Here is a 22,493-nt window from a genome sequence, read left to right on the forward strand (position 1 = left end):
CCCGGCGTACGCGCCCTCATGTGCGCGCCACGGCGGTGCTGCCGTCCGAATGGCGCTGCAACTGGTCCAGCAGCTGGGCGCGCGACTCGGGCCATTCGCCGCTGCGCAGGCTGTACATCACGGTGTCGCGGATGGTGCCGTCGCGGCGCAGCGCGTGGCCGCGGATCACGCCGTCCTTCCTGGCGCCCAGGCGCTCGATGGCGCGCTGGCTGGCGAAGTTGAAGCAGTCCGTGCGCCAGCCCACCACATGGCAGGACAGCGTGTCGAACGCATGGCCCATGAGCATGAGCTTGGCCGAGGTGTTGACATGGGTGCGCTGCACGCTGCGCGCGTACCAGGTGTAGCCGATCTCCACGCGGCGCACCTCGGGCAGGATGTCGTGGTAGCTGCTGGTGCCCAGCACCTTGCCGCTGTCGTCGTCCAGCACGGCAAAGGCGAAGCGCTTGCCCTGGCTGCGCTGCTCCAGCGCGGCTTCGATATAGGCACGCACATCACCGGGCTCCGGCGCGGACGTCACGCGGATGCGCCACAGCTGGCCGTCCTGCACGGCCTCGCGCAGCCCGGCTTCATGGGCGAGGGCCAGGGGCTCCAGCCGCACGCCGTTGAAGCGCATGACCACGGGTCGCACAAAGCCCTGGTGCGCCACCGCGCCGGCCACGGGAATGGTCGTCACCTGGCCGGTGAGGGCCGGCACGCCCGTGTCGTTGGTGTGTTCGGGATGGGGCATGGGCGCAGGCCTCAGCGGTTGCGCTGGTTCATGAAGACCAGCTTCTCGAACAGGCTCACATCCTGCTCGTTCTTGAGCAGGGCGCCCACCAGCGGCGGCACGGCGACCTTGCCCTCGGCGGTCTGCAGAGACTCCACGGGAATGTCCTCGGCCACCAGCAGCTTGAGCCAGTCGATCAGCTCGCTGGTGGAGGGCTTCTTCTTGAGGCCGGGCAGGTTGCGCACGTCGTAGAACACCTTCATCGCGGCGGTCAGCAGCTCGCCCTGCAGCTTGGGGAAGTGCACGGCCACGATCTGGCGCATGGTGTCGGCGTCGGGGAACTTGATGTAGTGGAAGAAGCAGCGGCGCAGGAAGGCGTCGGGCAGCTCCTTTTCGTTGTTGGAGGTGATGAACACCAGCGGCCGGTGCTTGGCGCGGATCATCTCGCGCGTCTCGTAGCAGTAGAACTCCATGCGGTCGATCTCGCGCAGCAGATCGTTCGGGAATTCAATGTCGGCCTTGTCGATCTCGTCGATCAGTAGGGCCACGGGCCGGTCTGCCGTGAAGGCCTGCCACAGCACGCCTTTGATGATGTAGTTGTGGATGTCCTTGACGCGCTCGCCGCCGTCGATGTCGGACAGCTGCGAGTCGCGCAGGCGGCTGACGGCGTCGTATTCGTACAGCCCCTGCTGGGCCTTGGTGGTGGACTTGATGTGCCACTGCAGCAGCGGCATGTCCAGCGCTGCGGCCACTTCCTCGGCCAGCATGGTCTTGCCCGTGCCGGGCTCTCCCTTGACCAGCAGCGGGCGCTGCAAGGTGGCTGCGGCATTCACCGCGAGCATCAAATCCTGGGTGGCGACGTAGTTCTCGGAACCTTGAAATTTCATGGGCGGTATCAGCGTAAGTATTGATGGGGACGCTTGACGGTGACTGCCATAATCGTTCGCGCTACCCGCTCAGCAGTAGGCATCCGTCAGAACTCTTGAAGGATTGTGCGCGCAAAATGATAAAAACTTTGACCACGGTATTGGCGCTGACTGTCGCATCTGTGACCCCTGTGGCACAGGCCCAGCAAAGCAAAGGTGACGCAAAGGCAGGGGAGGGGAAGATCGCCATGTGCATTGGCTGCCATGGCATCCAGGGCTACCAGGCCAGCTTCCCCGAGGTGTACAAGGTCCCCAAGATTTCAGGACAGGGCGCACCCTACATCGTGGCCGCGCTGCAGGCCTACCAGAAGGGCGAGCGCAAGCACCCCACCATGCGCGGCATCGCCGATCCGCTGACCGAGCAGGACATGGCCGACGTGGCCGCCTACTACGCCGAGCATGGCGTGGCCAAGGCCGCCGACGCCAAGGTCCGCGAGCCCAGCACCCAGGTTGCCGCGCTGCTGCAAAAAGGGGCCTGCGTCTCCTGCCACGGCCAGGGTTTTTCCAAGCCCATCGACCCCAGCTACCCGAAGGTGGCGGGCCAGTATGCGGACTATCTGTACTCTGCCCTCAAGTCCTACAAGACCGAAGGCAACCCCCACATCGGCCGCAGCAACGGCGTGATGGCCGGCATTGCCAAGCAGTTCACCAACAGCGAACTCAAGGCGCTGGCCAACTACATCGGCAGCCTCGATGGCGAGCTGCAGACCCTGCCCCAGCCCCATTTCCGCCTCGGCCAGAAATCGCAGTAGGTCGCGCCTTTCCTCCAAAGCAAAAGCCCGCAATTGCGGGCTTTTTTCGGGCTTTGTTTCGAGCTTTGTTTCGGGCTTTGTCTTGAGGCGCTGAACGGCCGGAACTATGCGCCGCCCGTGGCCTTGGCGCCGTCGCTGGTGGCGCGGCGCTGCACGGCGGCAATGTAGGCCTCTCCATCCGGGGGGCGGCCCGAGCGCTGGCTTTCCCAGAGCATCTGCCCCAGGCATTCCATGGTGGCGTGGTGGGCGTCGTGCAGCGAGTCCAGGCGGCGGCTGAGCAGCTCCACGGCCTGGCGTATGCCGCGCGGCTGGTCGATGCTGCACTGCTCGCTGATGGACAGGTGCATGGACAGGTGCAGGAAAGGATTGGTCACGCCGGGCGTGGCGTCGTAGTCGCGCAGCAGGGCGGCGTCCACGTCGGCGAGGTCATCGAAATACTCGGGATGCTCGGCAATCCAGAGGCTGGCCAGCGTCTCTATGGCCTCCATCGGCGCGCCGTTCAGCATCTTGGTGCGCACGCCGCAGAAAAAGCGCCGCACATCGGCTTGGGTGGGGTTGAACATGGTGGCGCGCAGCGTAGCACGCAGCCCTTTTGGGCGGGCACGCAAGGACTTTGCCGAGAGCCCGCCGCAAGAAGAGGTCAGAGCACCTCGAAGACCCTGCCGGTCTGGGCGCCTTCCACGCTGCGCTGGTAGGCCAGGGCCACGCGGGCGGCGGGCACGGTCTCGAAGCCGGGGAAAACAGATCCATAGGCCTGGGCCGATTCGGTCAGCAGGGTGGGGCTCACGGCATTGATTCGCAGGCCGCGCTGCAGTTCGACCGCAGCGCCGGTGACGAAGCCGTGGAGGGCGGCATTCACCGTCGATGCATTGGCGCCGTGGCGGATGGGCTCGGTGGCGGCGACGCCGCTGGTCAGCGTGATGGAGCCGCCGTCGCGCAGCCAGCGCTGGCCCAGCAGGGCTAGCCGCACCTGGCCCAGCAGCTTGTCCTGCAGGCCGGAGTTGAACTGCTCGGCCGTCATCTCGGACAGCGGGCCGAAATGCAGCTTGCCGGCCGTGCTGACGATGGCGTCCACCTGGCCGGCGGCTTCGAACATTTTCTGCAGCGTCTCGGGCTGCGTGAAGTCGGCGCGCAGGTCGCCGCTGTTGCGGCCCACGGTGACGATGTCATGGCGCGGGGCCAGCAAGGCGTGGACAGCGCGGCCAATGGTGCCGGTGGCACCGATGAGCAGGATCTTCATGCGGTTTTCTTTCGGAAGGAGTGAACAGGCCTCCAGTGTTTTGCAAATTGCCTATGCCATAAAGTAGCGAAGTCTTTTTGTACTACTAAGCATTGGTTAGCAATCCATGGACAAGCTGCGCAATATGGAGGTCTTCATGGCCGTGGTCGAGGACGGCAGCTTTGCCCAGGCCGCGCGGCGCCTGGACATCTCGGCCGTGATGGTGGGCAAGCATGTGCAGCAACTGGAAGCCCACCTGGGCGCACGCCTGCTGCAGCGCACCACGCGGCGCCACAGCCTGACCGAGGTGGGCCGCAGCTTCTACGAGGACAGCCGCCAGGTCTTCGAGCAGTTGCGCTGGGCCGAGTCTGCCGTGGAGCGCAGCCGCAGCGCACCCCAGGGCCTGTTGCGCATCAGCGCGCCGACCACGCTGGGCAACCATGTGATCGCGCCGCTGGTGGCCGACTACCAGCTGGCCAATCCGCTGGTGCGCGTGGACCTGCAACTGAGCGACAGCATGGCCGACCTGGTGGGCGAGAACATCGACGTGGCCGTGCGCATCGGCCCCGTGGGCGGCGAAGGCCTGGTGGCGCGGCCGCTGCAGCCCTATCGCATGGTGATTGCGGCGGCGCCCTCGTACCTGCGGCGGCGCGGGCATCCGCGTGGCGTGGACGATCTGGCGCGCCATGACTGCCTGAGCTACGCGGTCTGGCAGCGCCGATCGGAATGGATTCTGCGCGGCGACGGCTCGGGTTCGGTGCAGTGGCCCGAAGACGCCCGCCTGCGCTGCAACAGCGGCGACGGGCTGCGCCATGCGGCGCTGCGCGGCCTGGGCCTGATCCTGCAGCCTGAGGTGCTGCTGGCCGCCGACTTGGCCGCGGGCCGGCTGGTGCCCGTGCTGCAGGACTGCGTGCCACTGCCGCGACCGGTGCACCTGGTCTATCTGCCGGACCGCCGCCAGCTGCCCAAGCTGGCGCAGTTCGTGGACCACATGGTGCGGACGCTGGGCGCGGCCTGAGGCCCGGTTTTCAGGGGCCGGGCGGCGCCTGGTCCTTCTCCTGCTGCGCCTGGGCCTCCTGCCGTTCCTTGGCCATCTGCTCGACCAGTTGCTGGCGGCCCTGTTTGGCCACGGCAATGAGCTGGGCCTGGTCCTTGTGGTGGGGGTACATGCGCTCGATCAGCTCCAGGTTGTGCTCCCGAAAGCGCGTGGTGGTGCGCTGGGCCTCGGCAGGGCTGTGGCCTGCGAGTTCCAGCACGGTGCGCGCCGAGACCAGGCTGGACTCGAAGACTTCCCGCTCGACATGGTGCACGCCCAGGTCGCGCAACTGGTACCAGTGGGCCATATCGCGCGCGCGGGCCACGATCTCCAGATGCGGAAAGCGCTTGCGAACGCGGGCGGCGATCTTCAGCGATTGCTCGGAAGAGTCCACCGCGATGACCAGCACCCGCGCCTTGTCCGCGCCGGCAATGCGCAGCAGGTCCATGCGCGTGGCATCGCCGAAGAACACGCGGTAGCCGAAGGTGTGGGCCACTTCCAGCATCTCCACGCTGTGGTCGAGGATGGTGGCCGGCACGCCCTGGGTCAGCAGCACGCGTGCCACGATCTGGCCGTAGCGGCCAAAGCCCGCAATGATGATTTGCGCGTCCTGCGGCTCCGATATTTCATGGGGCCTGGCAGTCTGGCCCGCGCCGTCGACCTGGCAATCCTTCATGTCGGCAAAGCGCTTGAGCAGCAGCTTGTCCATCAGCACCAGCACCAGCGGGCCGATCAGCATGGACAGGGCCACGGCGGCCACCAGCATGGACGAGATGCTGTGGTGGAACACCTTGTACTGCGCCGCCGTCTGGAACACCACGAAGGCGAACTCCCCGCCCTGGGCCAGCAGCAGGGTGAACACCGGGCGCTCGCGCCAGGGCAGCTTCAGCACGCGGGCCAGGGTGTAGAGCACGGCGCCCTTGAGCGCCAGAAAGCCCAGCACCATGGCCGCCATGGCCCAGGGCGCGCGCAGCAGCACGCCGAAGTCGATGCTCATGCCCACGGCCATGAAGAACAGGCCCAGCAGCAGGCCCTTGAAGGGCTCGATGTTGGTCTCCAGCTCGCTGCGGTACTCGCTGTCGGCCAGCAGCACGCCGGCCAGGAAGGCTCCCAGCGCCATGGACAGGCCCACCTGCACCATCAGCATGGCAATGCCCACCACCAGCAGCAGCGAGGTGGCCGTGAAGATCTCGGGCGTGCGGCTGCGCGCTATCCAGCGCAGCAGGGGGCGCAGCAGCAGGCGGCCGCCCACCACCACGGCGGCGATGGTGCCTACGGTCTTGAGCACCTGCAGCCACAGGTGGCTGTCGGTGTGCGTGGCATTGGCAGCCTTGACCGCGCCCAGGATGGGGATCAGCGCCAGGATGGGAATGGCGGCCACGTCCTGGAACAGCAGGATGGAGAAGCTGGCCTGGCCGCTGGGCGTGCGCATGAGGTTGCGCTCGGCCATGACCTGCAGGCAGATGGCCGTGGACGACAGGGCCAGGCCCATGCCCGCGATCAGGCTCACGCGCCAGGAAAAGCCGAAGGCCCAGGCCGCCAGGAACAGCACGCCCGTGCAGGCCAGCATCTGCGCCAGCCCCCATCCCAGGATGGGCCGGCGCAGCTCCCACAGGCGGCTGGGCTGCAGCTCCAGCCCGATCACGAAGAGCATCAGCACCACGCCGAACTCGGCGAAATGAAGAATGTCATCCACATTGCTGACAAGCGACAGTCCCCAGGGGCCCATGGCAATGCCGGCACCCAGGTAGCCAATGATGGCGCCCAGGCCCAGGGCACGCGCAATGGGCACGGCCAGCACGGCGGCGGTGAGATAGAGAAAGCCGTAGGTCAGCCAGATGGGGGCGCTGTGTTCCATGGGAGCTTGGGATCTTGGATTTGGTGTTTACCCTGGGGTGATTGATTGTGTCACTCTCACAGCTGGGTCAGCTTTCTGACAGGGTTAAAAATGCCCCCCACGCTCCCCTTGCTGCGCAAGGTCCGCTGCCCCTGGCCGGGCGCCCCCCGAGGGGGCCGTTTTCATCTTGGGGCGGCCCGGCGATGAAAAATGCCACCGAATGCTTCATCGCCCCATCCGGCTTTGCTGCGGCAGTGCGCCACATCGTCTGCACAGTTTTAAGATGCCGGCCTGCTCCGTATTTTTAAGGTGTTTGGCATGGATTGGCACACTTGGATCGCTTACTTTGTGGCCTGCTGGATCATTGCGGTCTCCCCGGGCTCGGGCGCCGTGCTGTCCATGAGTCATGGCCTGTCGTATGGCGTGCGCAAGAGCAGCGCCACCATCTTCGGGCTGCAGCTGGGGCTGCTGACCATCTTGCTGATCGCCGGTGCGGGCGTGGGCTCGCTGCTGCTGGCCTCCGAATGGGCATTCAACGCCGTGAAGATCGTCGGCGCCTGCTATCTGATCTACCTGGGCATCAGCCAATGGCGCTCGGGTGCCGCGCCCCTGGCCACGCAGGAATCCATGCCCGAGCTCAGCGTGCGCCGCCGCGTGCTCACGGGCTTCCTGACCAATGCCACCAATCCCAAGGGCATCATCTTCATGGTGGCCGTGCTGCCCCAGTTCATGACCACCAGCCGCCCGCTGTGGCTGCAGTTGCTGATCCTGGCCGCCACCATGCTGGCCGTGGACACCATGGTCATGCACGGCTATGCGGCCAGCGCCAGCGCGCTGCGCGGCTTCATGCGCAGCGCGCGTGCGGTGCGCAGCCAGAACCGGGTCTTCGGCGCGCTGCTGATGGCCGTGGGCACGGGGCTGTTCTTCGTGCAGCGCGCCTCGCGCTGAGCCCCTCCCTGGGCTAACCCTAGCCTGTCGCGCGCCCGACATGGAGCGCGCGGCACCGGCCCCTACCATTTGGGGCATGAAAACCTTCCATTCCTATTCCGAAGTGCGTGCCTGCGTGGGGCAGGAAGTCGCCGTCAGCGACTGGATCACCATCACCCAGCAGCAGGTGCAGCTGTTCGCCGATGCCACGGGCGACCAGCAATGGATCCATGTGGACCCCGAGCGCGCGTCCAAGGGCCCCTTCGGCGCGCCGATTGCGCACGGCTTTCTGACGCTGTCGCTGATCCCCCAGTTTTTCCAGAACTGCTTTCACATCGAAGGCGCGCAAATGGGCGTGAACTACGGCCTCAACCGCGTGCGCTTCACCTCTCCCGTGCCCGTGGGCAGCCGCCTGCGTGCGCGCCTGACGCTGCAGGCCGCCGAGCCCATCGAGCCCGGTGGCCTGCAGATGACCTGGCTGGTGACCGTGGAGCGCGAAGGCGCCGACAAGCCCGCCTGCGTGGCCGAGTCCGTGGCCCGCAACTACGGCGCCAAGGCCTGAATCAAAACTGACCCCCACGCTACCCTTGCTACGCAAGGTCCGCTGCCCCCCAAGGGGGCGCTTTTCATCTTGGGGCGGCCCGGCGATGAAAAAAGCCCGCAGGGGGCACCTGCGGGCTGGCTGCGTGGTGGCAGCGGTTGCGGGGGGCTGAGGCTCAGGCGCCGAAGTTCAGCTGGCCCGAACGCTCGGCTGCGGCGGCTTCGCGGCGCACTTCATCGCGGCTCACGGTGGCGGTGGCAGTGTTCTGGATGGGCAGGTAGCCTTCGGCGACGGAGGGCATGGTGCCATTGGCCTGGGCGGCCTTGAGGTCGGCCATGACCTGGGCACGTGTCAGCGTGCTCTGGGTCTTCACTTCGGGCGGGTAGCTGCTGTTGTCGGCGTAGTCGAAGCCGGCAGCCTGGGCGGCGATGGCGGAGATGGAGAGGGCGGCCAGGACGGCAAAACGGCGGGTGTTCTTCATGATTCAAGTCCTTTGTTTTGTTTCTGGGACAGGGCGTTCTTTGCGGAAATCGCTTGGTAACGTAGAGCCCATGACTCAAATGTAGGACGGCTTGGAATCGGGAAAAACCCTTGGATTGGCAATGCGCTTTTTCAGCTGTTGAAACAATCGGCCGGGAACTTTTCGCCCGGTCCGGCCGATCGCTCAGGCCGCGCCGGCTGCTCCCTCGGCCAGGGCAGCGCCCATGAATTGCTGCTGGCGCCAGGCTTCGAACACGGTCACGGCCACGGCATTGGACAGGTTCAGGCTGCGCTGCTGCGGCAGCATGGGCAGGCGCAGGCGCTGCTGCGGCGGGAACTGCTCGCGCACCTCGGCGGGCAGGCCCTTGCTTTCGGAGCCGAACACCAGCCAGTCGCCAGGCTGGAAACCGATGGCGTGGGCGGGACTGCTGCTGTGCGTGGTCATGGCGAACATGCGCTGGCGGTCCGGCTGGCAGTCCTGCAGGAAGGCCTGCCAGTCGGCATGGCGGCGCACGGGCGCGTACTCGTGGTAGTCGAGGCCGGCGCGGCGCATCAGGCGGTCTTCCATGGAAAAGCCCAGCGGCTCGATCAGGTGCAGGCTGCAGCCGGTGTTGGCGGCCAGACGGATCACATTGCCGGTATTGGGCGGGATCTCCGGCGCGACGAGAACGATATGGAACATGGCCCGTATTGTCTCGCGGCGGCCTATGCCCCCGGGCCCCGAATCCCCACGATCAGGGCGTGCGCGCCAGCACCAGGGCGCTGACCTCGGCCGCGCCTGCACGCCGCAGGCAGGTGGCCAGCGCATGCAGGCTGGCGCCCGTGGTCATTACATCGTCGATCAGCAGGATCTTGCGGCCGCGCACATGGGGCAGTTGCGCCGGCGGCACCGCGAAGACCCCGCGCAGCTGGCGCAGGCGCAGGGCGCGCGGCAGGTCATGCTGGGCCTGTGCCGTGTGGGCGCGCTGCACGGCCTGGTGCCGCAGCTTGCCGCGGGTGGATGGGCCGGACAGCGCACGGGCCAGCACCAGGGCCTGGTGAAAGCCGCGTTCGCGCAGGCGCTGGGCAGACAGGGGCATGGGCAGCAGCAGATCGCATTGCTCCAGTTGCTCGCGCGCCCCGTGCTGCTCCAGCAGCAGGGCGGCCAGGCTGCGTGCCAGGCCGGTGTCTCCCCGGAATTTGAAGTCGCCGATCACCGTGTGCCAGGGATAGGCGTAGTCCAGCGCGGCAAGGCAGTGCGTCAGTGGCGGGGGCTTGACCAGGCAGGCGCCGCAGACCTGCTGGCCGCCGCTGGCGCCGTGCCCCGCTGGCAGCGGCATGGCACAAAGCCCGCAGCGCGCCAGCGGCCTGACCCAGCGCAAGCGGCAGTCCTGGCACAGGCGCTGCGCCGGCCAGCGGCGGCAGACGGCGCACTGGCTGGGCAGGCCGGCATGCCAGTGCGAAAGCCATGACGCAGGCAGGTTGGGCATGGAGTCAATATACTCGCGCCGCGTCCGCCACCCCTTTGCTCCGGGGCCGGGCGCCTGTCTTTCGAGGAGCCCGGATTCCCCGCCCAGCCATGTCCCACGAATTGCCCCCCACCATCGATCCGGCCGCCGCATTGCGCTGGCAGCAGGCCGCGCCTGCGGCCTCGCCGTGGCTGCATGAGGAGGTGGCGCGCCGCATGCAGGAGCGGCTGGACTGGATCGTCAAGCCGCCCCAGCGCTGGTGCCACTGGCAGCCCGTGCGCGGCGGCCTGCAGGCCCATGCGCTGCTGCGCCAGCGCTATGCGCAGTCCGAATGCCTGGTCTATGAAGCCTCGCCGCTGCATGAGGCCGCCGCCCGCGAGCAGCTGGGCGCGCGCTGGTGGCAGCCCGCGCGCTGGACCGGGGGCGCCACGCGCTTCGGCGAGCCCGAACCTGCCGGCGTGGACATGCTGTGGGCCAACATGGCCCTGCACCAGCAGGCCGACCCGCAGGCGCTGATCACGCGCTGGCACCAGGCGCTGTCCGTGGACGGCTATGTGATGTTCTCCTGCCTGGGGCCCGATACGCTGCGCGAGCTGCACGCCATCTACGCCCAGCTCGGCTGGCCGCCCGCCGGCCAGGCCTTCACCGACATGCATGACTGGGGCGACATGCTGGTGCACGCAGGCTTCAGCGAGCCGGTGATGGACATGGAGCACATCACGCTGACCTTTGCCACGCCCGAGCGGCTGCTGCAGGAGCTGCGCGAGCTGGGCCGCAACTTCCATCCGCAGCGCTTTGCCGCCCTGCGCGGCCGCCGCTGGCAGCAGCGCCTGCACGATGCCCTGCGCGAGCGCCTGGCCGGCCCCGACGGGCAGCTGGCGCTGACCTTCGAGATCGTCTACGGCCACGCCTACAAGCCGCAGCCGCGCGTGCGCCTGGAGTCCAGCAGCGCCGTATCGCTGGAGGACATGCGCAGCATGCTGCGCCAGCCGCGCAACACGGGTTTGCGATAGCCCCAATGTCGCTTTCCGGTCATTGATCGAAAACAAAAACGTCTACACTTTTCCCGAGCTGACAGAGACAACAGCTTTTCCCTGGGCTCGCTTTCCCGGGCCGGGAAAAGACCAGCGGTCCGCAGGCCGAAAGGGGAGACGATTTGGTGTTTCGTTTTGCCACGGGAACGAGAACGGGCCGACCCATCCAGGAGCGGCCCGCCCACGAGTTTGATCATCACCGGCTGCAGCAGTGCCTGTTCCTCTGGGAGCGGGCACTGGTCTTTCTGTCCCTGCTGTCCCCTCTTCTGTGCCGCATGCCGGGCCGCATGCGCCCCCTTTTCCAATCCGCTCCCGGCCCCCATGGCACACATGCCCTGAATGGCCGGCGTGCGCGCATTCTTCCGTCCACCTTGCTGCTGTCCTCCGAATTCATGCGCCTGCAGGCGCAGGCGGGGATGGCTGTACGCCCGAATCCTGGTCCCACGTCCGAGCTGCCGTTGATGCCGGCTGGCACGCTATTGGTGATTGCGCGCAGGCACATCTGCGGCGCTTTCATGCATGCTCGGACAGTTGAGGCCGGGAGTTGCCCTTTGGGCAGGCGTTGAACGGTCTGGCTGCGCGGCCCCCACGCCGGCGCAGCGGAGCGAGTGGATAACCCGAGGCTTAGATGTAAGTGAAAACTATGAAAAGCATTTCCACCAAGCTGGTTCTCTGGGGCTTGATGAGTGTGGCAGGGGGAGGCTCCCTTGCGCATGCGACGACAGATCTGCCAGGCGGCCCGGCCGTCAATCAGCTCAACCTTCATCCGGCGGTCACGCGCATCGCGCATGAGCAGCATTACCTGCACTGGATGATGCTGATCATCTGCACGGTGATCTTCATCGGCGTGTTCGCCGTGATGTTCTATTCGATCTGGAAGCACCGCAAATCGCGCGGCGCCAAGGCGGCGAACTTCCACGAATCGGCCACGGTCGAGGTGGTCTGGACCATCGTGCCCTTCATCATCGTCGTGCTCATGGCGCTACCGGCCACCAAGGTGCTGGTGGCGCAGAAGGACACCACCAACGCCGATGTCACCATCAAGGCCACGGGCTACCAGTGGAAATGGGGCTACGACTACATCAACGGCGAAGGCGAGGGCCTGAGCTTCATCTCCACGCTGGACAGCAGCCACCGCGCGCTGTCCGACAGCGGCGATGTCTCCAAGGCACCCAACGACTACCTGCTCAAGGTGGACAACCCGCTGGTCGTGCCCGTGGACCGCAAGGTGCGCATCATCACCACGGCCAATGACGTGATCCACTCCTTCATGGTGCCGTCCTTCGGCATCAAGCAGGATGCGATCCCGGGCTTTGTGCGCGACACCTGGTTCCGTGCAGAAAAGACCGGCGACTACTACGGCCAGTGTGCCGAGCTGTGCGGCAAGGAGCATGCCTACATGCCCATCCACGTGAAGGTGCTGTCGAGCGACGGCTACAAGGCCTGGGTGGACGAGCAAAAGAAGATCGCCGCCGCCAAGAAGGACGATCCCAGCAAGGTCTGGTCCCTGCAAGACCTGATCGCTCGCGGCGAGAAGGTCTATGCGGCCAACTGCGCGGCCTGCCACCAGGCCAACGGCAAGGGCGCCGGTCCCATCAAGGCGCTGGACGGCAGCCCCGTGGTCCTGGGTCCCACGGCCGAGATGATGCATGTGGTGCTGGAAGGCCGTGCCAACGGCGCCATGCCCGCCTGGAAGCAGCTGAGCGATACCGAGCTGGCCGCCGTGGTCACCTTTGCCAAGAACCACTGGTCCAACAAGACCGGCCAGCTGGTGCAGCCGGCCGAGTTCGTGGCCGCCCGCACCGGCAAGTTCCCCGGCCAGTGAGCCCGCAAGACAGATGAGCGATTGGAGATAACAGCATGAGCGCCGTACTTCCCCCCATCCACAGCCCTGCGGGCGAGGGCCACGAACATGCGCATGAGCACGAGCATGGACACGGGCATGACGACCATCACCACCACGCCACGCCCACGGGCTGGCGGCGCTGGATGTTCGCCACCAACCACAAGGACATCGGCACGCTGTACCTGCTGTTCTCGTTCACCATGCTGATGGTGGGCGGGGTGCTGGCGCTGCTGATCCGCGCCGAGCTGTTCCAGCCCGGGCTGCAGATCGTCAACCCCGAGCTGTTCAACCAGCTGACCACCATGCACGGCCTGATCATGGTGTTCGGCGCCATCATGCCGGCCTTCGTGGGCTTTGCGAACTGGATGCTGCCGCTGCAGATCGGCGCCTCCGACATGGCCTTCGCGCGCATGAACAACTTCAGCTTCTGGCTGCTGATCCCGGCCGGCCTGATGCTGGTGGGCTCGTTCTTCATGCCCGGTGGTGCCCCCGCCGCAGGCTGGACGCTGTATGCGCCGCTGACGCTGCAGATGGGCCCGTCCATGGACACCTCCATCCTGGCCATGCACATCATGGGCGCCAGCTCCATCATGGGCGCCATCAACATCATCGTCACCGTGCTCAACATGCGCGCGCCCGGCATGACGCTGATGAAGATGCCCATGTTCGCCTGGACCTGGCTGATCACGGCCTACCTGCTGATCGCCGTCATGCCCGTGCTGGCCGGCGCCATCACCATGACGCTGACGGACCGCCATTTCGGCACCAGCTTCTTCAACCCCGCAGGCGGCGGCGACCCGGTGATGTACCAGCACATCTTCTGGTTCTTCGGCCACCCCGAGGTCTACATCATGATCTTGCCGGCCTTCGGCATCATCAGCCAGATCGTGCCGGCCTTCAGCCGCAAGAAGCTGTTCGGCTATGCCTCCATGGTGTATGCGACCTCGTCCATCGCCATCCTGTCCTTCATCGTGTGGGCGCACCACATGTTCACGACCGGCATGCCCGTCACGGGCCAGCTGTTCTTCATGTACGCCACCATGCTGATCTCGGTGCCCACGGCCGTGAAGATCTTCAACTGGGTGGCCACCATGTGGCGCGGCTCCATGACCTTCGAGACGCCCATGCTGTTCTCGGTGGGCTTCATCTTCGTGTTCACCATGGGCGGCTTCACGGGCCTGATCCTGTCGATGGCGCCCATCGACATCCAGCTGCAGGACACCTACTACGTGGTGGCCCACTTTCACTACGTGCTGGTGGCCGGATCGCTGTTCTCCATGTTCGCGGCCTACTACTACTGGGCCCCCAAGTGGACCGGCGTGATGTATTCGGAGACGCGCGGCCAGATCCACTTCTGGGGCTCGCTGATCTTCTTCAACGTCACCTTCTTCCCCATGCACTTCCTGGGCCTGGCCGGCATGCCGCGCCGCTATGCCGACTACCCCATGCAGTTCGCCGACTTCAACATGGTGGCCTCGCTGGGCGCGCTGGGCTTTGGCCTGATGCAGGTGTATTTCTTCCTCTTCGTCGTCGTGCCCGCCATGCGCGGCAAGGGCGAGAAGGCGCCGCAAAAGCCCTGGGAGGCCGCCGAGGGCCTGGAGTGGGAAGTGCCTTCGCCGGCGCCGTTCCATACCTTCGAGACGCCGCCCAAGCTCGATGCCACCGCCACCCGCATCATCGGTTGATGCAAGCCCCAAGGGAGATGCACATGGACGCACAGCAACGAAAAGCCAACCTGCGGCTGGCGCTGATCCTGGTATCGGTGGCGCTGGTCTTTCTGGCCGGCTTCGTGATCAAGATCACCGTGCTCCATTGAGGGCAGGCAACAGGAGGGACGTCCGTGAGCGTGCGCAGTGAAAACGCGAAGATGGTGGGCAAGCTGGCCGTGGTGGCGCTGGGCATGTTTGCCTTCGGCTACGTGCTGATTCCCATCTACAAGCACATCTGCGAGCTCACGGGCATCAACATCCTGTCGTTGTCCGAGCGCCAGGTGCCGGGCAACGGCACGGCCGGGCGCGATGTGAAGCTGCCCGCCAACTCGCAGGTGGACAAGAGCCGCACCATCACCGTGGAGTTCGACGCCAATGCGCGCGGGCCCTGGGACTTCAAGCCGGCGCAGCGCTCCATCCAGGTCCATCCGGGCGAGCTGGCCACGGTCATGTACGAATTCCAGAATGTGCAGGACCGCCGCATGGCGGCCCAGGCGATACCGAGCTATGCGCCACGCCAGGCGGCCGCGCATTTCAACAAGCTGGAGTGCTTTTGCTTTTCGCAGTACACGCTGGAGCCAGGGGAAAAGCGCGAGTGGCCGGTGGCCTTCGTGATCGATCCGCGCATCTCCAAGGATGTGACCACGATCACGCTGTCCTATACCTTCTTCGAGGTGGGCGGCAGGACGCCGGCCGCACCCACGGGCGGGGCGCCGGTGGCGGCAGGGCCGAAGCAGGAGCCCGCCTCATGAATGCGCCGCAGCCACGGGAGCCGCGCCGCCCGCCCAGCGTGTGGCGCACGGTGCGCGCCGTGGCCTGGTCGCTCTTCGGCGTGCGCAGGGGAAGCGAGTACCAGCAGGACGGGGAGCGCATCACGCCGCTGCATGTGATTGCAGTGGGGCTGGCGGCCATCTTCGTGCTGGTGCTGGGATTGATCGCGCTGGTCAAGCTCGTGGTCTGAGCGGCGCGGCCATCGGGGACAGAGAGTGATAGACGGGAAACCGAGAACCAAGAATTTCAGGAGCTGAGCAATGAGTGCAACCACCCACGGCAAAACGCCTTACTACTACGTGCCGGCCGAGTCCAGCCACCCCGTCATGGCGGCGGCGGGGCTGTTCTTCGTGATCCTGGGCGCGGGCAACTGGATCAATGGGCATGAATGGGGCATGTACAGCCTGGGCCTTGGCCTGGTCTGGTGGCTGGCCGTGCTCTTTTTCTGGTTCCGGGAAGCCGCGCATGAAAGCGAGTCGGGCAAGTACGGGCGCAAGATCGACCTGTCCTTCCGCTGGAGCATGAGCTGGTTCATCTTCTCCGAGGTGATGTTCTTCGGCGCCTTCTTCACCGCCCTGTGGTGGGCGCGCTCGCATTCGGTGCCCGCGCTGGGCAGCCTGGACAACGCCTTGCTGTGGCCCGACTTCAAAGCCGTCTGGCCCAGCATGGCAGCGGGCGCCACGGCCTCGCCGGCCAACAGCGTCGAGCCCTTCCAGACCGTGGGCCCGTTCTGGCTGCCCACCATCAACACGGCGCTGTTGCTGACCTCGGGCGTGACGCTGACCATCGCCCACCATGCGCTGCAGGCCGGCCACCGCGCCCGCACCATCGCCTTCATGTGGATGACGGTGGTCCTGGGCTTCGTCTTCCTGTGCGTGCAGGGCTACGAGTACTACCACCTGTACACCGAGTTGAACCTCAAGCTGTCCTCGGGCGTGTTCGGCTCGACCTTCTTCCTTCTCACGGGATTCCACGGCTTCCACGTCTTTGTGGGCATGCTGATGCTGTTCTTCATCACCATGCGCCTGCATGCGGGGCACTTCACGTCCGAGCGGCATTTCGGCTTCGAGGGCGCGGCATGGTACTGGCACTTCGTGGACGTGGTCTGGCTGTTCCTCTACGTCCTCGTGTACTGGATGTGAGGGCCTGCCCGCCCCATGCAAAAAGAAGCGCCTGGGCGCTTCTTTTTGTTTGCGGGGGCAGGGGGCTTGTCTATTGCCCGGCGGTCCAGCCGGTGGGATGGATGTAGCCCAGCTTGGCCGCCAGCAGCACGCACAGGAACAGCGCGATGGACAGGCCCACGCGCAGCGCCAGTGCGCGGAACATGGCGCGGCTGCGGCGCCTGTCGTCGCCCGGACCCTCCTGGTCTTCGGGATTGCGGCGCATCATGAAGAACAAGGCGCTGCCCAGACTGGCGACAATGGCCAGCAGGGCGAGAACGATCACGAATTTCATGGGTGGATTATCCGGTGCGTGTTTCCAGAATGCCAGACCGCTGGCGGTTTGTACTGATCACCTTGGCCGCGCTGATCGGCGTGGCCATCACACTGTCCCTGGGCCGCTGGCAACTGCAGCGGGCGGCCTACAAGCAGCAATTGTTCGATGCCGTGCAGCGCCAGCAGGGCCTGCCGCCGTTGGACAACGCGCAGCTGGCGCCCATGCAACCCGGTGCTGCCCTGAACACCGAGGCGGCGCCCTGGCTGCACCGGCCCGTGCGACTGCAGGGCCACTGGATTGCCGGGCAGTCGCTGTACCTGGACAACCGCCAGATGCAGGGCCAGCCGGGCTTCTTTGTGCTCACGCCGCTGCGGCTGGCCGCGCCGCATGAGGATGTGGTGATTGCCGTGCAGCGCGGCTGGGTGCCGCGCAACTTCCTGGACCGCACGGCCTTGCCCGAGGTGCAGACGCCCGAAGGCCTGGTGACCGTTGAGGGGCGCATGGAGGCCGCGCCGTCCCGGCTCTACGAATTCGGTCGTGCAGGGGCAGACCCTGATGGGCAAAAGTCGCGCATCCGACAGAATGTGGACATTGCCGAATGGGCCGTGGCCTCCGGGCTGCCGCTGCGCGAATGGAGCCTGCTGCAGACTGGCGAAGCCAGCGAAGGCCTGCGGCGCGACTGGCCCGTTGTGACGGCCGGTGTCGAGAAACACCATGGCTATGCGTTCCAATGGTTTGGACTTGCGGCCCTGATCACGCTTTTGTATGTCTGGTTCCAAATCGTCCGACGCTTTGTCCGTCCGCGCCATGCCCGCTCCTGAGACTCCCCTGGAGATGACTGTCCATGGCCTGCCACCCTTGCAGCCGGCCCTTGCCGGCGCGCAACGCACGCGCAGCGGCCGCTGGAAGATGCTGGCCGTGTTCGCGGTCTGCGCCGCGCCCGTGGTGGCCTCCTATTTCACCTACTACGTGCTGCGGCCTGGCCAGCAGCGCAGCTTTGGCGAGCTGATCGCGGCCCAGCCGGCCCTGCCTTCGGCCACGGCCACCACGCTGGACGGCGCGCCGCTGCCGCTGCAGTCGCTCAAGGGCCAGTGGCTGCTTCTCAGCGTGGCGGGCGGTGCCTGCGGCAGCGCCTGCGAGAGCCATCTCTATCTGCAGCGCCAGCTGCGCGAAACCCTGGGCCGCGAAAAGGACCGGCTGGACCGGGTCTGGCTCATCTCCGACGACGCACCCGTGCCCGCGCACCTGCGCCCCGCGCTGGCCCAGGCCACGGTGCTGCGCGTGCCCGAGGCCGTGCTGCGCGGCTGGCTGCAGCCGACGCCCGGCCATGCGCTGCAGGACCACCTGTACGTGGTGGACCCGCAGGGCCACTGGATGATGCGCATGCCCGCGGGCCTTGGCATGGCCGATGCCGGCAAGGCCAAGCGCGACCTGGACCGGCTGCTGCGTGCATCGGCTTCCTGGGACACGGCAGGGCGCCCGGGCGACGGCGAGTAAGGCTGGCCAGTAGGTCCTGGCAGGCCCTGGTAGGCCGGCAGGCAGGCCCCGCAGCGCCGGGGTCTTGCGGTTATGGGTTATGGTTTGCGGCTGTGCGAAAGCGCCTTCAGCGGACGCTTTCGCCTTTTCCCTTTCCAGCCCGGGCCGGCGCGCAGCCTTTGCGGCCACGCAGCCTGCGGCAACTACCTTGTTGAGGAAGCATGAACAAACGGACAGCGCTGCGCGTTCTGGGCTTGACCGCCATGGCATGGGGCGCCCTGGCGCTGAGCGGATGCTCGCGCGAGGCAAAGACCAGTTTCCAGGGTGTCGATGTCACGGGCGCCGAGTACGCCAAGGACATTCCCCTGCGCGATGTGGACGGCAAGCAGCGCAGCATCAAGGACTTCGCGGGCAAGGTCGTTGTGGTCTTCTTCGGCTACACGCAATGCCCCGATGTCTGCCCCACCACCCTGCAGGAGCTGGTCGAGGTAAAGCAGCAACTGGGCGCCGATGGCGACAGGCTGCAGGGCGTCTTCGTCACCCTGGACCCCGAGCGCGACACGCCCGAGGTGCTCAAGGCCTACCTGGGCAATTTCGACCCCGGCTTCGTCGGCCTGCACGGCACACCGGACGAGACGGCGGCCGTGGCCAAGGACTTCAAGCTCTTCTACAAGAAAGTGCCCGGCAAGACCGAAGGCACCTACACGCTGGACCATTCGGCCGGCAGCTATGTCTATGACACGGCCGGCCGCCTGCGCGTGTATGAGCGATACGGCGGCGGCCCGCAGGTGCTGGGCGCCGACGTCAAGGCCCTGCTGCAGGAAAAGCGTTCCTGATCCTGCGCGCGCCGCAGCCAATGTGACCCCCGTCACATTGACTGCGTTTAGGTGCGCTGCAGCACACCATCCCTGATGTGCATCGCCTCAGGACTGCTTAGAGTGGGCCCCGCCTGGGGGTGTCATGCCGACGCCCCGCCCATCTCCGAGAGACCTGATCCATGCGGCGAAACGTGTACGTCACCCAGCGTGAGTACCCTCTGAGCGAAGGAGAGACGCTTCTTTCCGTCACCGACCTGAAGGGGCGCATCGTCTATGCCAACGATGCCTTCATCCGCGTCAGCGGCTTCGAGGCCGCCGAGCTCTACGGCAAGGCCCACAGCATCGTGCGCCATCCCGACATGCCGGCCGCCGCCTTTGCCGACATGTGGTCCACCATCCAGCGCGGGCTTCCCTGGAGCGCCCTGGTCAAGAACCGGCGCAAGAACGGCGACCACTACTGGGTGCGCGCCAACGCCAGTCCCATACGCCATGCGGGCGCCGTGGTCGGCTACCTGTCCGTGCGCACCCGGCCCGAGCCGCGCGAGGTACAGCAGCATGCGGCGCTCTATGAACAGATCAATGCCGGCGTGCGCTCGCTTGGCCTGCACCGGGGCTTTCCCGTGGGGCGTGGCGCCGTGGGCGCACTGCAGCGGTGGTGGCGCTTTCGGCCACTGGCCTGGCGCGTGCAGGCCGTGGTGGCCGGCCTGTGGCTGCTGGGGTCGGCCGGGCTGTGGTCACCCGCGCTGCAGGCATCGGCCGTGCCGCTGGCGCAGGTCTGGCCGGCCTGGCTGATCTGGAGCCTGGCCTGCGTGGCGGCCGGGCAGTGGCTGCGCAGCCGGCTGCTCATGCCCCTGGCGGCGCTGCGCGGTCAGGCCCAGGCCGTGGCCAGCGGGCAGCAGACCGATGCACGGTTCCTGCAGCGCACGGACGAGATCGGTGCCATCGGCAGCGCCGTGCGGCAGACCGGGCTCAACCTGGTCTCCCTGGTCGGCGACATCCAGGGCAAGAGCGACCAGGTGCGCCGCTGCGCGCTGGCCGTGCAGCAGGGCAGTACCGAACTGAGCGACCGCACCGAGGCCGCGGCCGCAAGCCTGGAGCAGTCGGCCCAGGCCATGCAGGCCCTGGCCAGCGCCATCGAGCGCAGCAGCGCCCAGGCCGGCGAGGCCGCCGCCCGCGCGCGGCACGGCGTGGACATGGCGGGGCGGAGCAGCCGCATGGTCGTGCAGCTGGACCAGGGCATGCGCGGCGTGGCCCAGACCAGCGACCAGGTGGGGCAGATCAGCTCGCTCATCGACGGCATCGCCTTCCAGACCAACCTGCTGGCGCTCAACGCCGCCGTGGAGGCGGCACGCGCGGGGGAACACGGCAAGGGCTTTGCCGTGGTGGCCGACGAGGTGCGCGGCCTGTCCCAGCGCAGCGCCCACGCCGCGCGCCAGATCAAGGCGTTGATCGAGGCATCGCAGCAGCAGGTGGCGCAAAGCTGCGCCATGGCGCGTGAAGTGGGCGAGGCCATGCTGGCCGTGCAGGCCGATATGCGCGAGCAACTGGTGCTGGCCGAAGGCATGCAGGCCGCCAGCCAAGCCCAGGCCGGCGGCGTGCAGCAGGTGCAGGCCGCCGTGCAGCAGCTCGAACAGATGACCCAGCACAATGCTGCCCTGGCGCGCAACACCATCGGGCACGCACAGCTGCTGGCCGGACAGGCGCAGGCGCTGGAGGCGGCGGCATCGGTCTTTCACGGCAACGGGGCGTCCGCATGATGGCGGCGGGCTGGAGCATGGTTGCCTGTGATCCCGCCGCACCGGGCGAGGCGCTGGACGAAGACCTCAAGCGCGTGGCCATGGAGGCCGCGCCCGACGGTATCTTGCTTGTGGACCGCAGCGGCCGCATCCTGCTGGCCAATCCCGCCATGCAGGCCATGAGCGGCTATGGCGCCGCCGAATTGCTGGGCCACTCGCTGCAGATGCTGCTGCCGGCCGAGGCGCAGGCGGCCCACGGGCCGCAACTGCAGTCCTACTTCGCCCAGCCCGCGCGCCGGCCCATGGGCCAGGGGCGGGACCTGTGGCTGCTGCGCAAGGACGGCAAGCGCCTGTCGGTGGACATCGCCCTGGGCCACTCGCCGCACGGCAGTGGCGTGGCCGTGGCCTTTGTGCGCGACCTGTCGCAGCTGCGCCAGATGGAAGCCTGCATGCACTACCACGCCACCCACGACACGCTGACCGGCCTGCTCAACCGCTGGCAGTTCGGGCTGCAGGTGGAACAGGCGATCTCGCAAGCGCAGGCGCAGGCTGAATCGGGCGCCGGCCCCGCGTCCTTTGCGCTGCTGCTGCTCGACCTCGACAACTTCAAGGCCATCAACGACGGTTATGGCCACGACGTGGGCGACCAGGTCCTCAAGGAGGTGGCGCGCCGCCTGCAGGTCGCGCTGGGCGGCTCGGCCACGCTGGCGCGCATGGGCGGTGACGAGTTCACCGCCCTGCTGCAGCCCTGCAACGAGCCCGATCTGCGCCAGCGCATCGACGCGCTGCTGCACGAGCTGTGCCGGCCCTGCACCATAGGCCACTACGCGCTGAACTTCGGTGCCAGCGTGGGCGCAGCCTTCTATCCCCAGGACGCGGGCGATGCGGCCACCCTCATGCGCTATGCCGACATGGCCATGTACGACGCCAAGCAGCGCAGCCGCTCCTCCTATGCGCGCTATGCCTGCGCCATGGGCGAGGCCATGGCCGAGAAAGTGCTGCTGCACGAACGCCTCAAGCGTGCCCTGGACCGGGGCCTGCTGAGCCTGCACTTCCAGCCCCAGGTGCAGGTGCTGGGCGGCCAGGTCCAGGGCGTGGAAGCCCTGCTGCGCTGGAACGACGAGCAGATGGGCTGGGTCTCGCCCGAACGCTTCGTGCCCGTGGCCGAATCCACGGGGCTGATCCTGGCGCTGGGGGAATGGGTGATCGATGCTGCCTGCCGCCAGGCCGGCGACTGGCTGCGCGCAGGCATGCCGCTGCGCGTGGCGGTCAACCTCTCGGCCCAGCAACTGCGCCAGGCCGACCTGCAGCAGCGCCTCATGGCCAGCCTGGCCCGGCATGGCGTGCCGCCGCACCTGCTGGAACTGGAAGTCACCGAGTCCGCCGCCATGACCGACCCTCTGCAGGCGCGCGAGCTGCTGGGCAGCCTGCTGGCGGCCGGCGTCTGCGTGGTGCTGGACGATTTCGGCACCGGCTACTCCTCGCTGGCCCACCTGCGCGATCTGCCCGTCTCGCGCGTGAAGATAGACCGCACCTTCATCGGCCCCATGCTCGACAGCCCGGCCGACGCCAAGATCGTCAAGGCCGTGATCGCGCTGGCCCGAACCCTGGGCCTGCAGGTGGTCGCCGAAGGTGTGGAAACGGCCGAGCAACTGCGCCTGCTGCGCATCCTGGACTGCGACGCCTACCAGGGCTGGCTCTTCGCCCGCGCCATGCCGGCAGAGCAGATTCCTGCGCTGATCCACAGGCCCGTGGCGACGCTGCTGGCGCAGCAGGCGGGGGTGGCTTAGGGTG

General features: G+C 67.0%; 25 protein-coding genes. 16 read left to right on the plus strand and 9 right to left on the minus strand.

Annotation, left to right across the window (positions count from 1 at the left end; all coding sequences use genetic code 11):
- Nucleotides 1-16: 16 nt before the first annotated feature.
- A complete protein-coding gene (locus DA1_RS12460; RefSeq protein ID WP_034390655.1) occupies nucleotides 17-727 on the minus strand; it encodes a GNAT family N-acetyltransferase in 711 nt (236 codons plus the stop codon).
- 11 nt (nucleotides 728-738) lie between these two features.
- On the minus strand, nucleotides 739-1,593 hold the full coding sequence (locus DA1_RS12465) for an AAA family ATPase (protein WP_012203589.1): 855 nt from the start codon (nucleotides 1,591-1,593) through the stop codon (nucleotides 739-741).
- A 116-nt stretch (nucleotides 1,594-1,709) separates the two neighbouring features.
- Here DA1_RS12465 and DA1_RS12470 point away from each other — a divergent pair, with 116 nt between their 5' ends.
- The gene (locus DA1_RS12470) at nucleotides 1,710-2,384 is read left to right on the plus strand and encodes a c-type cytochrome (RefSeq protein ID WP_012203590.1); all 675 of its coding nucleotides are present in this window, start codon (nucleotides 1,710-1,712) and stop codon (nucleotides 2,382-2,384) included.
- Between the two features lie 104 nt (nucleotides 2,385-2,488).
- On the opposite strand, the gene DA1_RS12475 is transcribed toward DA1_RS12470, so the two are convergent.
- Nucleotides 2,489-2,947, minus strand: a complete 459-nt coding sequence (locus tag DA1_RS12475; RefSeq protein ID WP_012203591.1) for a DUF1841 family protein — start codon at nucleotides 2,945-2,947, stop codon at nucleotides 2,489-2,491.
- A gap of 77 nt (nucleotides 2,948-3,024) precedes the next feature.
- A complete protein-coding gene (locus DA1_RS12480; RefSeq protein ID WP_034390656.1) occupies nucleotides 3,025-3,624 on the minus strand; it encodes a short chain dehydrogenase in 600 nt (199 codons plus the stop codon).
- 106 nt (nucleotides 3,625-3,730) lie between these two features.
- Here DA1_RS12480 and DA1_RS12485 point away from each other — a divergent pair, with 106 nt between their 5' ends.
- Entirely contained in the window at nucleotides 3,731-4,621 is an 891-nt protein-coding gene (locus DA1_RS12485; protein ID WP_034390658.1) for a LysR family transcriptional regulator, read from the plus strand.
- A 10-nt stretch (nucleotides 4,622-4,631) separates the two neighbouring features.
- Here the strand turns inward: DA1_RS12485 and kefC are convergent, their stop codons facing one another.
- A complete protein-coding gene (gene kefC, locus DA1_RS12490) occupies nucleotides 4,632-6,497 on the minus strand; it encodes a glutathione-regulated potassium-efflux system protein KefC (RefSeq protein ID WP_034390660.1) in 1,866 nt (621 codons plus the stop codon).
- Between the two features lie 297 nt (nucleotides 6,498-6,794).
- Here kefC and DA1_RS12495 point away from each other — a divergent pair, with 297 nt between their 5' ends.
- Both DA1_RS12495 and DA1_RS12500 read left to right on the plus strand, forming a co-directional pair.
- Nucleotides 6,795-7,424 carry a LysE family transporter gene (locus DA1_RS12495; RefSeq protein ID WP_012203595.1) on the plus strand — a complete coding sequence of 210 codons (630 nt, stop codon included), beginning with the start codon at nucleotides 6,795-6,797 and terminating at the stop codon, nucleotides 7,422-7,424.
- Nucleotides 7,425-7,500: 76 nt separating this feature from the next.
- Nucleotides 7,501-7,965 (plus strand): MaoC family dehydratase, encoded by a 465-nt coding sequence (locus DA1_RS12500; protein WP_034390662.1) that lies wholly within the window; start codon nucleotides 7,501-7,503, stop codon nucleotides 7,963-7,965.
- Nucleotides 7,966-8,119: 154 nt separating this feature from the next.
- On the opposite strand, the gene DA1_RS12505 is transcribed toward DA1_RS12500, so the two are convergent.
- The 3 genes from DA1_RS12505 to DA1_RS12515 form a co-directional block, all read right to left on the minus strand.
- Nucleotides 8,120-8,425, minus strand: a complete 306-nt coding sequence (locus DA1_RS12505) for a DUF4148 domain-containing protein (RefSeq protein ID WP_013803990.1) — start codon at nucleotides 8,423-8,425, stop codon at nucleotides 8,120-8,122.
- 183 nt (nucleotides 8,426-8,608) lie between these two features.
- Nucleotides 8,609-9,106, minus strand: coding sequence for a tRNA (uridine(34)/cytosine(34)/5-carboxymethylaminomethyluridine(34)-2'-O)-methyltransferase TrmL (trmL, locus tag DA1_RS12510; RefSeq protein ID WP_034390663.1), 498 nt, complete (start codon nucleotides 9,104-9,106; stop codon nucleotides 8,609-8,611).
- A gap of 52 nt (nucleotides 9,107-9,158) precedes the next feature.
- A complete protein-coding gene (locus DA1_RS12515) occupies nucleotides 9,159-9,893 on the minus strand; it encodes a phosphoribosyltransferase family protein (RefSeq protein ID WP_034390664.1) in 735 nt (244 codons plus the stop codon).
- A gap of 89 nt (nucleotides 9,894-9,982) precedes the next feature.
- Between DA1_RS12515 and DA1_RS12520 the strand changes: the two genes are divergently transcribed.
- From DA1_RS12520 to DA1_RS12545, 7 genes are all read left to right on the plus strand, one after another.
- Entirely contained in the window at nucleotides 9,983-10,885 is a 903-nt protein-coding gene (locus tag DA1_RS12520) for a class I SAM-dependent methyltransferase (protein WP_012203600.1), read from the plus strand.
- Between the two features lie 664 nt (nucleotides 10,886-11,549).
- Nucleotides 11,550-12,731, plus strand: a complete 1,182-nt coding sequence (coxB, locus tag DA1_RS12525; protein WP_034390666.1) for a cytochrome c oxidase subunit II — start codon at nucleotides 11,550-11,552, stop codon at nucleotides 12,729-12,731.
- A gap of 35 nt (nucleotides 12,732-12,766) precedes the next feature.
- Entirely contained in the window at nucleotides 12,767-14,437 is a 1,671-nt protein-coding gene (gene ctaD / locus DA1_RS12530; protein ID WP_012203603.1) for a cytochrome c oxidase subunit I, read from the plus strand.
- Nucleotides 14,438-14,460: 23 nt separating this feature from the next.
- Nucleotides 14,461-14,568 carry a cytochrome oxidase small assembly protein gene (locus DA1_RS31175; protein WP_012203604.1) on the plus strand — a complete coding sequence of 36 codons (108 nt, stop codon included), beginning with the start codon at nucleotides 14,461-14,463 and terminating at the stop codon, nucleotides 14,566-14,568.
- Nucleotides 14,569-14,592: 24 nt separating this feature from the next.
- The gene (locus DA1_RS12535) at nucleotides 14,593-15,213 is read left to right on the plus strand and encodes a cytochrome c oxidase assembly protein (protein WP_080736797.1); all 621 of its coding nucleotides are present in this window, start codon (nucleotides 14,593-14,595) and stop codon (nucleotides 15,211-15,213) included.
- Nucleotides 15,210-15,422 (plus strand): DUF2970 domain-containing protein, encoded by a 213-nt coding sequence (locus tag DA1_RS12540; RefSeq protein WP_013803984.1) that lies wholly within the window; start codon nucleotides 15,210-15,212, stop codon nucleotides 15,420-15,422. Before DA1_RS12535 ends, DA1_RS12540 begins: the two co-directional genes overlap by 4 nt.
- A gap of 70 nt (nucleotides 15,423-15,492) precedes the next feature.
- Entirely contained in the window at nucleotides 15,493-16,374 is an 882-nt protein-coding gene (locus tag DA1_RS12545; protein WP_012203607.1) for a cytochrome c oxidase subunit 3, read from the plus strand.
- 70 nt (nucleotides 16,375-16,444) lie between these two features.
- On the opposite strand, the gene DA1_RS12550 is transcribed toward DA1_RS12545, so the two are convergent.
- Nucleotides 16,445-16,687, minus strand: coding sequence for a twin transmembrane helix small protein (locus DA1_RS12550; RefSeq protein ID WP_034390667.1), 243 nt, complete (start codon nucleotides 16,685-16,687; stop codon nucleotides 16,445-16,447).
- 29 nt (nucleotides 16,688-16,716) lie between these two features.
- On the opposite strand from DA1_RS12550, the gene DA1_RS12555 reads away from it, so the two are divergent.
- The 5 genes from DA1_RS12555 to DA1_RS12575 all read left to right on the plus strand — a co-directional run bounded on the left by DA1_RS12555 (nucleotide 16,717) and on the right by DA1_RS12575 (nucleotide 22,489).
- Complete coding sequence (locus tag DA1_RS12555) at nucleotides 16,717-17,490, plus strand: SURF1 family protein (protein ID WP_012203609.1); 774 nt, start codon at nucleotides 16,717-16,719, stop codon at nucleotides 17,488-17,490.
- Entirely contained in the window at nucleotides 17,477-18,166 is a 690-nt protein-coding gene (locus DA1_RS12560) for an SCO family protein (protein WP_034390668.1), read from the plus strand. The genes DA1_RS12555 and DA1_RS12560 overlap by 14 nt, the downstream gene beginning before the upstream one ends.
- Before the next feature lie 200 nt (nucleotides 18,167-18,366).
- Nucleotides 18,367-18,981: an SCO family protein gene (locus DA1_RS12565; RefSeq protein ID WP_034390671.1), complete on the plus strand. Its 615-nt coding sequence runs from the start codon at nucleotides 18,367-18,369 to the stop codon at nucleotides 18,979-18,981.
- Between the two features lie 161 nt (nucleotides 18,982-19,142).
- Nucleotides 19,143-20,720, plus strand: a complete 1,578-nt coding sequence (locus DA1_RS12570; RefSeq protein WP_034390672.1) for a methyl-accepting chemotaxis protein — start codon at nucleotides 19,143-19,145, stop codon at nucleotides 20,718-20,720.
- Nucleotides 20,717-22,489 (plus strand): putative bifunctional diguanylate cyclase/phosphodiesterase, encoded by a 1,773-nt coding sequence (locus DA1_RS12575; protein WP_034390673.1) that lies wholly within the window; start codon nucleotides 20,717-20,719, stop codon nucleotides 22,487-22,489. The genes DA1_RS12570 and DA1_RS12575 overlap by 4 nt, the downstream gene beginning before the upstream one ends.
- Nucleotides 22,490-22,493: the final 4 nt, after the last annotated feature.

Source organism: Delftia acidovorans NBRC 14950, from assembly GCF_001598795.1.
GTDB lineage: Bacteria > Pseudomonadota > Gammaproteobacteria > Burkholderiales > Burkholderiaceae_C > Comamonas > Comamonas acidovorans.

What these genes read in the sequence shown, in the direction of transcription:
- DA1_RS12485 (WP_034390658.1), top strand. Translation starts at nt 3,731, where the DNA reads ATGGACAAGCTGCGCAATATGGAGGTCTTCATGGCCGTGGTCGAGGAC.
- trmL (WP_034390663.1), bottom strand. Translation starts at nt 9,106, where the DNA reads ATGTTCCATATCGTTCTCGTCGCGCCGGAGATCCCGCCCAATACCGGC.
- DA1_RS12575 (WP_034390673.1), top strand. Translation starts at nt 20,717, where the DNA reads ATGATGGCGGCGGGCTGGAGCATGGTTGCCTGTGATCCCGCCGCACCG.
- coxB (WP_034390666.1), top strand. Translation starts at nt 11,550, where the DNA reads ATGAAAAGCATTTCCACCAAGCTGGTTCTCTGGGGCTTGATGAGTGTG.
- DA1_RS12520 (WP_012203600.1), top strand. Translation starts at nt 9,983, where the DNA reads ATGTCCCACGAATTGCCCCCCACCATCGATCCGGCCGCCGCATTGCGC.
- DA1_RS12460 (WP_034390655.1), bottom strand. Translation starts at nt 727, where the DNA reads ATGCCCCATCCCGAACACACCAACGACACGGGCGTGCCGGCCCTCACC.
- DA1_RS12545 (WP_012203607.1), top strand. Translation starts at nt 15,493, where the DNA reads ATGAGTGCAACCACCCACGGCAAAACGCCTTACTACTACGTGCCGGCC.
- DA1_RS12475 (WP_012203591.1), bottom strand. Translation starts at nt 2,947, where the DNA reads ATGTTCAACCCCACCCAAGCCGATGTGCGGCGCTTTTTCTGCGGCGTG.
- DA1_RS12560 (WP_034390668.1), top strand. Translation starts at nt 17,477, where the DNA reads ATGCCCGCTCCTGAGACTCCCCTGGAGATGACTGTCCATGGCCTGCCA.
- DA1_RS12465 (WP_012203589.1), bottom strand. Translation starts at nt 1,593, where the DNA reads ATGAAATTTCAAGGTTCCGAGAACTACGTCGCCACCCAGGATTTGATG.
- DA1_RS31175 (WP_012203604.1), top strand. Translation starts at nt 14,461, where the DNA reads ATGGACGCACAGCAACGAAAAGCCAACCTGCGGCTGGCGCTGATCCTG.
- DA1_RS12570 (WP_034390672.1), top strand. Translation starts at nt 19,143, where the DNA reads ATGCGGCGAAACGTGTACGTCACCCAGCGTGAGTACCCTCTGAGCGAA.
- DA1_RS12555 (WP_012203609.1), top strand. Translation starts at nt 16,717, where the DNA reads ATGCCAGACCGCTGGCGGTTTGTACTGATCACCTTGGCCGCGCTGATC.
- DA1_RS12540 (WP_013803984.1), top strand. Translation starts at nt 15,210, where the DNA reads ATGAATGCGCCGCAGCCACGGGAGCCGCGCCGCCCGCCCAGCGTGTGG.
- DA1_RS12550 (WP_034390667.1), bottom strand. Translation starts at nt 16,687, where the DNA reads ATGAAATTCGTGATCGTTCTCGCCCTGCTGGCCATTGTCGCCAGTCTG.
- DA1_RS12565 (WP_034390671.1), top strand. Translation starts at nt 18,367, where the DNA reads ATGAACAAACGGACAGCGCTGCGCGTTCTGGGCTTGACCGCCATGGCA.
- ctaD (WP_012203603.1), top strand. Translation starts at nt 12,767, where the DNA reads ATGAGCGCCGTACTTCCCCCCATCCACAGCCCTGCGGGCGAGGGCCAC.
- DA1_RS12500 (WP_034390662.1), top strand. Translation starts at nt 7,501, where the DNA reads ATGAAAACCTTCCATTCCTATTCCGAAGTGCGTGCCTGCGTGGGGCAG.
- DA1_RS12480 (WP_034390656.1), bottom strand. Translation starts at nt 3,624, where the DNA reads ATGAAGATCCTGCTCATCGGTGCCACCGGCACCATTGGCCGCGCTGTC.
- DA1_RS12515 (WP_034390664.1), bottom strand. Translation starts at nt 9,893, where the DNA reads ATGCCCAACCTGCCTGCGTCATGGCTTTCGCACTGGCATGCCGGCCTG.
- DA1_RS12505 (WP_013803990.1), bottom strand. Translation starts at nt 8,425, where the DNA reads ATGAAGAACACCCGCCGTTTTGCCGTCCTGGCCGCCCTCTCCATCTCC.
- DA1_RS12470 (WP_012203590.1), top strand. Translation starts at nt 1,710, where the DNA reads ATGATAAAAACTTTGACCACGGTATTGGCGCTGACTGTCGCATCTGTG.
- DA1_RS12495 (WP_012203595.1), top strand. Translation starts at nt 6,795, where the DNA reads ATGGATTGGCACACTTGGATCGCTTACTTTGTGGCCTGCTGGATCATT.
- kefC (WP_034390660.1), bottom strand. Translation starts at nt 6,497, where the DNA reads ATGGAACACAGCGCCCCCATCTGGCTGACCTACGGCTTTCTCTATCTC.